The organism is Pseudomonas sp. PSPC2-3 (assembly GCF_049898265.1).
Lineage (GTDB): Bacteria > Pseudomonadota > Gammaproteobacteria > Pseudomonadales > Pseudomonadaceae > Aquipseudomonas > Aquipseudomonas veronii.
In genome coordinates, this window is the sequence record NZ_JAFCXJ010000004.1 from 248,872 (window position 1) to 261,607 (window position 12,736).

Annotated in this window: 12 protein-coding genes; 8 read left to right on the plus strand and 4 right to left on the minus strand. The window is 59.6% G+C overall.

Annotation, left to right across the window (positions count from 1 at the left end; translation table 11 throughout):
- Positions 1–154: 154 nt before the first annotated feature.
- Positions 155–1,687, minus strand: coding sequence for an AmpG family muropeptide MFS transporter (locus ACP7E3_RS11115; RefSeq protein ID WP_057004561.1), 1,533 nt, complete (start codon positions 1,685–1,687; stop codon positions 155–157).
- Positions 1,688–1,730: 43 nt separating this feature from the next.
- Positions 1,731–2,045, minus strand: a complete 315-nt coding sequence (locus ACP7E3_RS11120) for an MGMT family protein (protein WP_186352037.1) — start codon at positions 2,043–2,045, stop codon at positions 1,731–1,733.
- A 192-nt stretch (positions 2,046–2,237) separates the two neighbouring features.
- Between ACP7E3_RS11120 and ACP7E3_RS11125 the strand changes: the two genes are divergently transcribed.
- The 5 genes from ACP7E3_RS11125 to groL all read left to right on the plus strand — a co-directional run bounded on the left by ACP7E3_RS11125 (position 2,238) and on the right by groL (position 6,862).
- Positions 2,238–3,245 carry a DUF481 domain-containing protein gene (locus ACP7E3_RS11125; RefSeq protein WP_426123123.1) on the plus strand — a complete coding sequence of 336 codons (1,008 nt, stop codon included), beginning with the start codon at positions 2,238–2,240 and terminating at the stop codon, positions 3,243–3,245.
- A gap of 101 nt (positions 3,246–3,346) precedes the next feature.
- Complete coding sequence (locus ACP7E3_RS11130; protein WP_046382214.1) at positions 3,347–4,078, plus strand: HugZ family protein; 732 nt, start codon at positions 3,347–3,349, stop codon at positions 4,076–4,078.
- A 67-nt stretch (positions 4,079–4,145) separates the two neighbouring features.
- A complete protein-coding gene (locus tag ACP7E3_RS11135) occupies positions 4,146–4,622 on the plus strand; it encodes an FxsA family protein (protein WP_017846113.1) in 477 nt (158 codons plus the stop codon).
- Positions 4,623–4,868: 246 nt separating this feature from the next.
- Positions 4,869–5,165, plus strand: coding sequence for a co-chaperone GroES (locus tag ACP7E3_RS11140; protein ID WP_017846112.1), 297 nt, complete (start codon positions 4,869–4,871; stop codon positions 5,163–5,165).
- 50 nt (positions 5,166–5,215) lie between these two features.
- Positions 5,216–6,862: a chaperonin GroEL gene (gene groL, locus ACP7E3_RS11145; RefSeq protein ID WP_057004558.1), complete on the plus strand. Its 1,647-nt coding sequence runs from the start codon at positions 5,216–5,218 to the stop codon at positions 6,860–6,862.
- A 107-nt stretch (positions 6,863–6,969) separates the two neighbouring features.
- Here groL and ACP7E3_RS11150 read toward each other — a convergent pair whose 3' ends face one another.
- Together ACP7E3_RS11150 and ACP7E3_RS11155 are read right to left on the minus strand one after the other, a co-directional pair.
- Positions 6,970–7,707: a phosphatase PAP2 family protein gene (locus tag ACP7E3_RS11150; protein WP_057004557.1), complete on the minus strand. Its 738-nt coding sequence runs from the start codon at positions 7,705–7,707 to the stop codon at positions 6,970–6,972.
- A 50-nt stretch (positions 7,708–7,757) separates the two neighbouring features.
- Positions 7,758–9,707, minus strand: a complete 1,950-nt coding sequence (locus tag ACP7E3_RS11155; RefSeq protein ID WP_426123127.1) for an LTA synthase family protein — start codon at positions 9,705–9,707, stop codon at positions 7,758–7,760.
- A gap of 203 nt (positions 9,708–9,910) precedes the next feature.
- On the opposite strand from ACP7E3_RS11155, the gene colR reads away from it, so the two are divergent.
- The 3 genes from colR (at position 9,911) to ACP7E3_RS11170 (ending at position 12,732) form a co-directional block, all read left to right on the plus strand.
- Positions 9,911–10,594 (plus strand): two-component system response regulator ColR, encoded by a 684-nt coding sequence (gene colR / locus ACP7E3_RS11160; protein WP_046382217.1) that lies wholly within the window; start codon positions 9,911–9,913, stop codon positions 10,592–10,594.
- The gene (locus ACP7E3_RS11165; protein ID WP_108524496.1) at positions 10,584–11,864 is read left to right on the plus strand and encodes a sensor histidine kinase; all 1,281 of its coding nucleotides are present in this window, start codon (positions 10,584–10,586) and stop codon (positions 11,862–11,864) included. The genes colR and ACP7E3_RS11165 overlap by 11 nt, the downstream gene beginning before the upstream one ends.
- 187 nt (positions 11,865–12,051) lie before the next feature.
- On the plus strand, positions 12,052–12,732 hold the full coding sequence (locus ACP7E3_RS11170; RefSeq protein ID WP_057004554.1) for a class I SAM-dependent methyltransferase: 681 nt from the start codon (positions 12,052–12,054) through the stop codon (positions 12,730–12,732).
- The last annotated feature ends 4 nt before the right edge of the window (positions 12,733–12,736 follow it).

The window sequence follows — 12,736 nt, forward strand, 5'->3', positions numbered from 1 at the left end:
AAACTGCCGCCGTACAGGCATCAGGACGCAGAGCTGTTTGTAGGAGCGAGCTTGCTCGCGAAGATCGTCAACGATGACGCGGGAAACCGGGATAAACGCGGTGTCTGTGACTTCTTCGCGAGCAAGCTCGCTACAGCTACAAGGGGAGGCTCTGTCAGTCTTCTGCCGGTGGATTCAAGCGAATCCGTCGGCTTTCCTGGAACCAATGCAGCGCAATCAGCAGCAACGTCGGCACACCCAGCACGCAGGTGATCAGGAAGAAGTTGTGATAACCGAACTTCTCCACCATCACCCCCGAATACCCGCCGATCAGGCGCGGCAGCAACAGCATGATCGAACTCAGCAGCGCGTATTGGGTGGCGGAGAACTTGAGGTTGGTCAGGCTCGACAGGTAGGCGACAAACGCCGAGGTGGCAAGGCCTGAGCTGAAGTTGTCCAGGGAGATGGTGAAGATCAGCATCTGCAGGTCCGGGCCCATGTCGGCGAGCATCACGAACAGCAGGTTGGTGCCGGCCGAGGCGATGCCGCCGATGAGCAGGATCGGAAGGATGCCGAAGCGCACAATCAACAGGCCTCCCATGCCGGCGCCGACCAGGGTCATGATCAGGCCGAAGATCTTGCTGACCCCGGCAATCTGGTCCTTGGTAAAGCCCTGGTCGATATAGAACACGTTGGCCATCACGCCCATCACGGTATCGGACATGCGATAGGTGGCGATCAGCCCAAGCAGCAGCAGCGCCTGCCAGCGATAGCGCAGGATGAAGTCGTTGACCGGCGTCAGCACCGGCGCCAGGCCTCGGCGGCCCATGGCCGACAGGCACAATGTTGTCAGGGTGATGTAGAGGATGGCGCGCAGGAAGGCGCGGTCTTCCATTAACAGTTCCCACAGGCTGACACCGTGGAACAGCACGCTGGCGAAATCGGTGTTGTACAACTGGGTGAACGTCGCCGGCACCGACACCAACAGCACGATCAGCACAAACACCGACACCAACTGATGCACGAAACTGTAGCGTCCGGCCTGCAACTGGGTGCGCAGTGGCACATTGGGCTCGCGCATGAACAGGGTGGTCAGCAGCGCCGGAATCATCAGCACGCCGAACAGCACATAGGTGCCGGTCCACGCCGAGTGTTTATAGTTGAAACCGGTAGAGCCGAAACCTTCGGCAAAAAACAGCGCGCCGGCCGTGGCGAGCAGGGCGGCGATGCGGTAACCGGACATATAGCTGGCGGCCAGGGCAGCCTGGCGGCTGTCATCGGCGATTTCCAGGCGATAGGCATCGACTGCAATATCCTGGGTAGCCGAAGCGAAGGCGACGATCACCGCAATAGCGATCAGCCAGGACAAGTGTTTCTGCGGGTCGCAGAAGCCCATGCCGATCAATCCGAGGATCACCAGCGATTGGGCCAGTACCAGCCAGGAGCGACGACGTCCGAGTTTGCCCAGCAGCGGCAGGCGCCATTGGTCGAGCAATGGCGACCACACCCATTTGAAGGCATACGCCAAACCGATCAGGCTCGCATAGCCGATGGTCTCGCGGGCCACACCGGCCTCACGCAACCATACCGAAAGCGTCGAGAACACCAACATGTAAGGCAAGCCGGCGGCAAAGCCAAGCAACAACAGCACTAACGTCGAGGGGCTGGCATAGGCGGCGAGCGCGGCGCGCCAGGTTTTACGGGGCATGGGCTGGAGTCTGCCTCAGATTCACGGAAACAAAGCGCGCACTCTAACCGCTGTGCTCTACCGGGCGCCAGCCATGACGCTGAATATCCACGCGATTGTTCAGGATAGCGACACCTTCGTTGCGTAAACGCGCACGTTGTTCGTCGCCTGAGGCGCTGCCCGCCGGCAGGCTTATCCGACCGCCGGCACCCAGCACGCGGTGCCAGGGCAAGCGGGTATCGTCGGGCAGTTGGCTCAGGGTGCGCCCGACCCAACGCGCCGCGCGCCCCAGCCCGGCGAGGTGGGCCAGTTCGCCGTAACTCACCACGCAACCTTCGGGGATTTGCGCCAGCGTCAGGTACAGCGCGGTGCGGCGCATCTCGGCAGGGCTTTGCGGGGCTTCGGCGGGTTGCTTCACGGTGGATATATCCGTTCAGATCGTCGGTTTCTTGTAAGAAACGTCTGTAAATATGCAGATGAGAACTGAACTCAACACAATTCATTGAGTCAGTCCTAGCTATCTAACACGATAACGCCCCTATTTCGCCAATCCTGAGCCCCTTATCTGCTTATGTTGTCCAGAACCCTGCTGTGCCTTGCTGTTTTCAGCGCCTCCACCCCCTTGCTCGCCGACACCGTCTGGTTAAAGAACGGTGACCGCCTGTCCGGCAAGATCAAGCTCTTCGACGGTGGCAAGCTGCTGATCCAGACCGACTATGCGGGGGCTATCCCGGTGGATTGGAAACAGGTGAAAACCCTGGAGAGCGATCAGGAGTTGTTGGTCAAGCAGGATGCCTACACCGGTGAGAAAGCCAAATCCTTGCAGGCTGCGGCTGATGGCAAAGTGGTGCTGGCCAATGGCGAAGCGCCCAAGACCGTGGAGCTGGCCAGCATCCAGCAGATCATCAAGCCCAAGCCGGTGATCGAAGACCTGGTGTGGAAAGGCAATGTCGACATGGCGCTGGACTACAAGCGCGCCGAGAAAGACACCAACGACTACGACATCGACTTCAAGACCTCCGCCCGCCACGGCCAATGGCGCCACACCGGACAGGGCGAGTACAACCGCGAGTTCCAGGACGACGTCACCACCACCGACAACTGGTCCCTGGAATACGACCTCGACCGCTTCATCACCGAGCACTGGTTCTGGCAGGGCCGCTTGACCTACAAGCGCGACAGGGTCGAAGACCTGTCCCGCCAACGCACTGTCGGCACCGGCCCGGGCTACCAATTCTGGGACGATGAGCTCGGCGCGTTCTCCCTGGGTTCGTTGGTCAACCGCACCGATTACGAATATTTCGATGGCGGCAAGGACAACTTCTATTCCCTGGCCATGAAGTGGGACTACAACCGCTACCTGATCGGCAAGACGGTTGAATTCTTCACCTCCGGCGAGTTGGGCAAGCCTATCGGCGGGCCGGCCGAGTATGCCCTCGATGCGGAAATGGGCCTGCGCTACAAGGTCACCGAGTGGGCGTCGCTCAATCTCAAGGCCGAGCGTGACGTGATCAGCGGCGACTCGGAAAGCAGCTTGAGCAAGACCCGCTACACCGCAGGGTTTGGCGTGGCCTGGTAATCCGCTTCGTGCCCGCTGGCAACCTGCGCGGATATTGATTACCTTGGCTTGAGATCCATTCCCATACGCTATGGGCGACTGAATTCCCGAGGAGTCATACGTTGAGCGCGCACGTTGCCAAGAACGCCCGAGAGCTGCTGCTCAAGGAATACCGTGGAGCCCTCTCCACATTGTCCAAAGCCATGCCTGGCTTTCCCTTCGGTTCGGTCGTGCCGTATTGCCTGGACGAGCAAGGCCGGCCGCTGATCCTGATCAGCCGGATCGCCCAACACACCCATAACCTGCAGAAAGACCCCAAGTGCTCGCTGCTGGTCGGCGAGCGTGAAGCGGATGACGTGCAGGCAGTGGGGCGCCTGACCTACCTGGCCGAAGCCGAGCAATTGCACGACGCCGCCGCGATTGAAGCGGCCGCCGAACGCTATTACCGCTACTTCCCCGAATCGGCCAACTATCACCAGGCCCACGACTTCGACTTCTGGGTACTCAAGCCGGTACGTCACCGCTATATCGGCGGCTTTGGCGCGATTCACTGGCTTGACCGGTTGACCCTGGCCAACCCGTTCGCCGGCCCGGCCGAGCGCAGCATGGTCGAGCACATGAACGCCGACCACTCCAAGGCCATCGCCCATTACGTCGAGTTGGCCGGTTTGCCCACCCACGAGCCGGCGCAACTGGCCGGGATCGACAGCGAAGGCATGCACCTGCGCATAGGGCATGCGCTGCACTGGTTGCCGTTCGCCGAGTCTTGCAACACGCCGACACAAGTGCGCGAGGCCCTGGTTTCCTTGGCTCATGCTGAGGTCTGGCCGAAAAAAAGCGCCGCTGAAGCTTGAATTCACGAAATGGCGACGTCATCTAAGGTGGACTGGCAAGGCAATCTTGCGTTGAGGAAACCATTTGATGCGCCCTTTTTTATTGCTCTTTCTGCTGTTCCCGGTGTTGGAGCTGTTCGTATTCGTAAAAGTCAGTGGTGCGATCGGGTTTTTCCCGGCACTGCTGCTGATCATTCTCGGCTCGATGCTCGGCGTTCTGGTGCTGCGCGTCGCCGGTCTGGCCACGGCGCTGCGTGCCCGTGAAAGCCTGAATCGCGGCGAATTACCGGCTCAAACCATGCTCGAAGGGCTGATGATGGCCCTGGCCGGTGGCCTGTTGATCCTGCCAGGCTTCATCAGCGATGTGCTCGGCCTGGTCATGTTGCTGCCGTTCACGCGCAAGCTGCTGGCGGGCAAGATGCGCCAGCGCGCCGAAGAGGCTGCGATTCGCCAACGCGCGTTCGCCGACGACCTGCAACCCCGTGGCGGTCCGGCTCCGCGCCAGCCGTTGGGGCGAGAAGGTGATGTGATCGAAGGTGAGTTCGAGCATCGCGACAGCAAATAACCGCTTCACTGGCGCGGCCCCTTCGGGGGCTGTGTTGTTTTTAAGGGCCGGCAGACGCAAAAAAATTCATCGCCGGCCCCTTGTAATAAGCTGATGCGCCCTTATGTAACGGTCACCGCAAGGTTTCTGGTGGCGACACCAGACAGACTTCCGCGTTTCGCCCTGCGAACCGCGACCGGCCCCGCCGGATTTAACCTGCCGGTACTGACACCGGCCGATGAAAAACACAATTAGGAGAGATCGACAATGAGCAAGCTTCGTCCTCTGCACGACCGCGTCGTTATCCGTCGCAGCGAAGAAGAAAAGAAAACCGCTGGCGGTATCGTTCTGCCAGGTTCGGCTGCTGAAAAAGCCAACCACGGTGTGATCGTCGCTGCAGGCCCAGGCAAGACTCTGGAAAACGGTGAAGTACGTGCGCTGGCCGTTAAAGTCGGTGACAAGGTTGTATTCGGTCCTTACTCCGGCAGCAACACTGTGAAAGTCGACGGCGAAGACCTGCTGGTCATGGCTGAGAACGAGATTCTCGCCGTTCTGGAAGGCTGATTTCCCCGCTCATTTTCCCGTTACTACAAAGTATTTAAGGAATATCGATAATGGCTGCTAAAGAAGTTAAATTCGGCGATTCCGCCCGCAAGAAAATGCTCACCGGTGTCAACGTCCTGGCTGACGCAGTAAAAGCGACCCTGGGCCCTAAAGGCCGTAACGTGATCATCGAGAAGAGCTTCGGCGCTCCGACCATCACCAAGGACGGCGTTTCCGTCGCCAAAGAAATCGAACTGGAAGACCGTTTCGAGAACATGGGCGCGCAGCTGGTCAAAGACGTTGCCTCCCGTGCCAACGATGACGCAGGCGACGGCACCACCACCGCTACCGTTCTGGCTCAGTCGATCGTCAACGAAGGCCTGAAAGCCGTCGCTGCCGGCATGAACCCGATGGACCTGAAACGCGGCATCGACAAGGCGACCATCGCCATCGTCAAAGAGCTGAAAAACCTGTCCAAGCCATGCGCTGACACCAAGGCTATCGCTCAGGTGGGTACCATCTCCGCCAACTCCGACAACTCCATCGGCGACATCATTGCCGAAGCCATGGAAAAAGTCGGTAAAGAAGGCGTGATCACCGTTGAAGAAGGCACTGGCCTGGAAAACGAACTGTCGGTTGTAGAAGGCATGCAGTTCGACCGTGGCTACCTGTCCCCGTACTTCGTCAACAAGCCAGAAACCATGGTTGCCGAGCTGGAAAGCCCGCTGATCCTGCTGGTCGACAAAAAAATCTCCAACATCCGCGAAATGCTGCCGGTGCTGGAAGCCGTTGCCAAGGCCGGCCGCCCACTGCTGATCGTTTCCGAAGACGTTGAAGGCGAAGCCCTGGCGACTCTGGTTGTGAACAACATGCGTGGCATCGTCAAGGTTGCAGCCGTCAAGGCTCCAGGCTTCGGCGACCGTCGCAAGGCCATGCTGCAGGACATCGCCGTTCTGACCGGCGGTACCGTTATCTCCGAAGAGATCGGCCTGAGCCTGGAAAGCGCCACCCTGGAAAACCTGGGCAGCGCCAAGCGCGTGACCATTTCCAAGGAAAACACCATCATCGTCGACGGTGCTGGCGTAGACGCCGACATCCAGGCGCGCATCACTCAGATCCGTGCCCAGGTTGCCGAAACTTCCTCGGACTACGACCGTGAAAAACTGCAAGAGCGTCTGGCCAAGCTGTCCGGCGGCGTTGCAGTGATCAAGGTTGGCGCTGGCTCCGAAGTTGAAATGAAAGAGAAGAAAGCCCGCGTTGAAGACGCCCTGCACGCAACCCGCGCAGCCGTTGAAGAAGGCGTGGTACCTGGCGGTGGTGTTGCGCTGATCCGCGCCCTGGAAGCCATCCTGGACCTGAAAGGCGACAACGCCGATCAGGACGTGGGTATCGCTGTACTGCGTCGCGCCGTTGAAGCACCGCTGCGTCAGATCGCTGCCAACAGCGGCGACGAGCCAAGCGTTGTGGTTAACGCTGTGAAGAACGGTAAAGGTAACTTCGGTTACAACGCGGCAACCAGCGAATACGGCGACATGATCGAAATGGGCATCCTGGACCCTACCAAGGTGACTCGTTCGGCGCTGCAAGCAGCTTCCTCCATCGGCGGTCTGATCCTGACCACCGAAGCCGCTGTTGCTGAAGCACCGAAGAAAGAAGGCTCGGCTGGCGGCGGTATGCCAGACATGGGCGGCATGGGTGGCATGGGCGGCATGATGTAAGCCAGCCTTACCCGGCGACTGAAAAACCCCGCCTGCAGCGATGCAGGCGGGGTTTTTTTATGCGGGTGCGTAATAAGGGAGGGAGGTAACTGAAGTGGTTGGCCGGTCTACGTATTCAATGCACGCACTTCTGACACCCTGACCTTCGATGGTCGATAGAGCATCAGGCAGTACAGCCCCAGGCAGATCAGCCAACAGAAAATCGCCGTCCACACGTTGTGGGAAAAGAAGTGCGCGCCCTGTGCCATGCGGCTCACGGAAAACACGCTGCCCAGCGCCACGGCAAAGATGAACGCCTTGCGTGCCATCCGCGGCCGGCGATCCCGTAGCGCAAAGAACCAGGCGAACAGGGCGAACCCGGTTGCCGCATGCCCGCCGGGCCAGCAGCGCCCAGGTTTATCGGTGGGCGGGCGAGGGCTCAGCAGTTCGCTGTAGGTTTCCTGGCCACCGAACTCCTTGAGGCTCCACGGGCATTGCACGGCGGTGACGGTTTTCAACGGCGAGACGAACGCCGTGGCCAGCCCCAGGGACAACACCAGGCAGCCCAGTTCGCGGCGGTACGGCTTGAGGCGCTGGAGGATAAAGGTACCGGCAAACCCCAGAATGGCCAGCACCGAGAACAGGATGACCAACTGTTTGGCGCGGTCATGCAGGATGTCTTCGAGGAAGAAGCTGTAACGCCCGATGAAGCCGCCATCCGCAGCGCTGTAGAACTGCTTGGCGAGGTCCATGTCCAGCGATGTCAGCTGCAGCAATAGCATCAGCAGCGCAGCACCGGCGGGGATGCCCAGGCACAGCCAGAAATTGAGAGGTTTGGAAACCGGAACAACAGGAGGGGATTGCATGGTAAACCCTGATAAAAAAGTCCCGTACTCGGCTGTACGGGACGTTTTGGTTAGCGCGTGCTTAATGCCGGGGCCTCTTCCTTGGGCGCTTTCCAGCTCAGCAGTTGTTGTTTGAAACCATAACTGGCGGCCTGGTAATAGGTGATCGCCCGCAGGATCAGCGGGTCATCGCTGCCGACCCGCAACTCCTGGCTTTCACCCAGCGCCTCGTCGTGGCGACGCAGGCCCTGGCGTGGGCTGAGAATCGCCAGGTCTTTGCCGTCGAACAGCCCCAGGTGCTGGTAATTACCCACCACGACCCGAGGGGGCAATGGGTTGTCCTGCAACAGGTCGCGGCCAAAGAAGGTCGATTCATAGCTCAGGTTGATCAGGCCCAGCAGGGTCGGCGCCAGGTCTATCTGGCTGGCCAGTTGCGCCGATTCCCGTGCGTCGATCAGCTTCGGCGCATAGATGAACAGTGGAATCTGATAGTTGGTGATGGGCAGGTCTTCCTTGCCTGCACTGCCGGCGGTGTGGTCGGCGACGAAGACGAAGATCGTGTTATCGAACCATGGCTTCTGACGCGCCGCTTCCAGGAACTGGCCGATGGCATGGTCGGTATACTTCACCGCGCCGTCGCGGCCATTGCCGGATTTGATATCGATGCGCCCGTCCGGGTAGGTGTAGGGGCGATGGTTGGAGGTGGTCATCAGTTGCAGCAGGAACGGCTGCTGCTTGGCGTAGTCGGCATCGGCCAGCTTCAGGGTCTGTTTGTACAGATCCTCGTCCGCCATGCCCCACGCATTCTTGAACGAAATTTCCGACTCGGGCACGCTGCTCTGGTCTACGACGCGATAACCGTTGCCGCTGAAAAACGCGTTCATGTTGTCGAAATAACCGCGCCCGCCATACACAAACACGCTGTCGTAACCGATGGCCGTGAGTTGTTGCCCCAGGCTGGCGAAGCCGCTCTCCCGACCAATGCGCTTGACGATGGAGCGTCCCGGCGTCGGTGGGATGGCCAGGGTGATCGCCTCCAGGCCACGGTCGGTGCGGGTGCCGGTGGCGTAGAAGTTGTTGAAGTACAGGCTTTGTTGACGCAAGGCGTCGAGATTCGGCGTGAGGTTGCGCCCGTCGCCATTGCTGCCCATGTATTTGGCGCTGAAACTTTCGATGGTCACCAGCACGATGTTGGGTTTGCGCAGCGTGCCCGGGTGGGTGATGGCACGGCGGATATCCAGTGGGTCCTGGCCGATGAAGCGCGCATTGGGCTCGCTGAGTTCGGCGCGCAACTGCTTGGCTACGATTTCGGTTGGCAGGCTCTTGTAGAACTGTGAGTAATCCAGCTCGTTGTTACGGAACGCGGCGAAAAACTGATACGGGCCATTGCTCGCCAGTTCGTTCTTGTAGGCATTGCCACCTTGGGCGCGTGGGCTGTCCTGGCTGATCAGTTGCAGGCTCAGGCCCGCGACGACCAACAGCGCCAAGGCATTCAACAGACGGCCGCGCATGGGCGGCAGCGGGGCGTTCATTGCCGCATTGAATGGCTTGCGCAGGGCCAGGCTCAGCACGACAGCCAGCATCGCCAGCAAACTGAGCAACTTGCCGATGGGATAGGATTCCAGCAGGTTGTTCAGTACTTCGTCGGAGTACACCAGGTAGTCGACGGCGATAAAGTTGAAGCGCACGCCGAACTCATCCCAGAACAACCATTCGGCCACCGAGGTGAACAGCATCGCGAACAGGCTGACGGTGAGCACCGCCTGCAGGAACCAGCGATGGCCGCGGCGACGCCACAGCGCGGGCGGGCACAGCAACAGGTACAGCCCCAGAGGAAGGGCGGCATAGGCTAGAAAGGCCAGGTCATAGAGCAGGCCCACACCAAACACCGGCAACAGATTGCCGCCGACTTCACTCAGGTGAGTAATGAGCAATACGCTACGTGTGAGCAGGAAAATAACCAGCCAGGCACCGGTTACCAATAGCAAATAGCGCATAGGCGCTGTTTTGAAAAAAACCATGTACAGCTTCCTTATATCGATGCGCGCGATGTTCACCCCGCTACTGTAGTGAGTTTGTGAAGCTATAGTGAAAAACTCGTTCAACTCTTTAGTCGGTTGAAATCGTTTATCTGCCTAGCGCTCAGCTCTATCCCTGAGCCCTACTTGGCCTTAAGCTGCGCGGGCCAACACACGGCTGGCACGAAAGTACGGAGACACTGCCCATGCGAATTTTATTGGTTGAAGACAACCGCGATATTCTGGCCAATCTGGCCGATTATCTGGGGCTCAAAGGTTACACCGTGGACTGCGCGCAGGACGGCTTGTCGGGCCTGCACCTGGCTGCCACCGAGCACTACGACCTGATCGTGCTCGACATCATGCTGCCTGGCATCGATGGCTACACCTTGTGCAAGCGCCTGCGCGAAGATGCGCGCCGCGATACGCCGGTGATCATGCTCACCGCCCGCGATCAGTTGGATGACCGCCTGCAGGGCTTCAAGTCCGGGGCCGATGACTACTTGCTCAAACCGTTCGCCCTGTCGGAACTGGCCGCGCGCATCGAAGCCGTGCTGCGCCGCGCCCACGGCGGCGGGCGCCGTGCCCTGCAGGTGGCCGACCTGCATTACGACCTCGATACCTTGGAAGTCACCCGCGAAGGGCGCCTGCTCAAGCTCAACCCGGTGGGCCTGAAGCTGCTGGCGGTGTTGATGCAGAAAAGTCCCCATGTGCTGCGTCGGGAAATTCTCGAAGAAGCCCTATGGGGGGATGATTGCCCCGACAGTGACAGCCTGCGCAGTCACGTCCACCAGTTGCGCCAAGTGATCGATAAACCTTTCGCCAAGCCATTGCTGCAAACGGTACACGGTGTGGGTTACCGCCTGGCCGAGGGTCGTGATGGAGTTTAAGCAAAGCCTTGCCCAGCGGATCATCATCGCCTTTGCCTTGATGAGCGCATTGGTGGCGGGCGCCTTCGCGATGGGGATCATCGCGACGGTGCATCTGGTGGAAGAGAAGCTGATTTCGGCAGGGTTGGGCGGCGACTTGCAGCGCCTGCTGCTGATGGACAGCGTCGAGGACTGGAGCCACCGACCCGAGCCGGACCAGCTGTTCTATTTCAGCGGCGGGCGCGGGGATTTCGAGCTGCCCAAGGACCTGCGGCACCTGGAACCGGGTTTTCATGAAGTGTTCCGCGAGGCGTTGTCGTACCACGCCATGGTCGAAGTGGTCGATGGTCGGCGTTACGTGCTGCTGCAAGACCAGAGCGATTTCGAAGAGCGTGAGCGCGTGCTGTTCGCGGTGGTGCTGGTGGGCTTCGTGCTCAGCCTGGCGCTGGCGGTCTTCCTCGGCTGGGTGCTGGCCCGCAAGGTGATGGCACCGGTGGTGCGCCTGGCGCGCCAGGTGCGTCATCGTGACCAGTTGCTCGGCCTGGCGCCGCCCCTGGCACCGGATTACGCCGCCGATGAAGTGGGCGAGCTGGCTGTGGCCTTCGACGCCACATTGGGCCGTCTGCGCCAGGCGCTGTCCCGCGAGCAGTTGTTTACCAGTGATGTGAGCCACGAATTGCGCACGCCGTTGATGGTATTGGCCAGTTCCTGCGAGCTGCTGCTGGAAAACCCGGCCATCGACGAGCGTGGGCGCAACCAGGTGCTGCGCATCGCCAGGGCCTGCGAAGAAATGCGCGAACTGGTGCAGACCTTCCTGATGCTGGCACGCGCCCAACACAACGACGCCACCATGTCCCCCCGGGTAACCCTCACCCAGGTGGCGGATGATTTGCTCGGCCTCTGGCGTGAGCCGATCGAGCAAAAAGGCCTGCAACTGATCTACCAGCCGGGCAACCCCCTGGATACGCGCTATAACACCACCTTCCTGCATGCGGTGATGGGCAATCTGCTGCGTAATGCACTGCATTACACCGAGCAGGGCTTTATCCGGCTCACCCTGGAACCGAGTGGTTTTGTGGTGGAAGACTCCGGCGTCGGCATTCCTGAAGACAAGCGCGAAGCCATGTTCGAGCCCTTCGTGCGCGGCAGCGAAAAACGCGGTGAGGGCCTTGGCCTGGGGCTGTCGCTGGTGCAGCGGATCTGCGAAAACCAAGGCTGGAGCGTCAGCCTGAGCACCATGGAGCCCAATGGTTGCCGCTTTCATGTCCAGTTGAGCCAAGTCAAACCCTGACTTGCCGTGCTACCGCTATGCTGGCAACGATCAGTGTAATTCGTCGAAGATGGCCCTGTGCCATCAATCGTGTCGGTAAAGTCTTGAAATGTATGAGTCTGGACAGGACAAGTTTTTCACAACGAGTTGACCTATTGATCACAGTTTGCAACTTAAGGTCGTAGGCATCAGTAAACGGAGACGTAAGATGCCTACCCCGATCAAGCTCGAATTTTCCGATAAGTACGACGAAGAGCATGCACAGAATTATTTGCTCAAACATCAGGATAATTTAGCTCGCCGGCTGTCCCACAAACGTGACGAGCAGTTGGCGCGCGGTGCGCTGGCCATGGCCGGTGAACCTGGCCTGGTCTTGGACTTGCCTTGCGGGGCGGGGCGTTTCTGGCCGTTGCTGGCGGAAAAACCCAACCGGGTGATCATCGGCGCCGATAATTCGGAGTCGATGTTGAAGGTCGCGATGGTCGCCCAGCCAGCGGATGTGGTCAAACGGGTACGCCCTTTGCAGACATCCGCCTTTGATATCGATTTGCCTGATAACGCGGTCGACAGCATCTTCTGCATGCGCCTGATGCACCACATTGGTGAGCCTGAGCACCGCTTGGCGATATTGCAGGAGTTTCATCGTGTTACCCGCGACAGCGTGATCATCTCGCTGTGGGTGGATGGCAACTTCAAGGCCTGGAAACGCAAGCGTGCTGAAGTAAAACGTCGTAGGAAAGGTGAGCAGGAAGGTTACCAAAACCGGTTCGTGTTACCGGCTGCTACTGTCGAGGCAGAGTTTGAGCAGGCCGGTTTCCGAGTTCAGGAGTCCCTGGACTTTATTCCGTTCTACGCCATGTGGCGGGTATACGTATTGCGCAAGAGGTAACAGG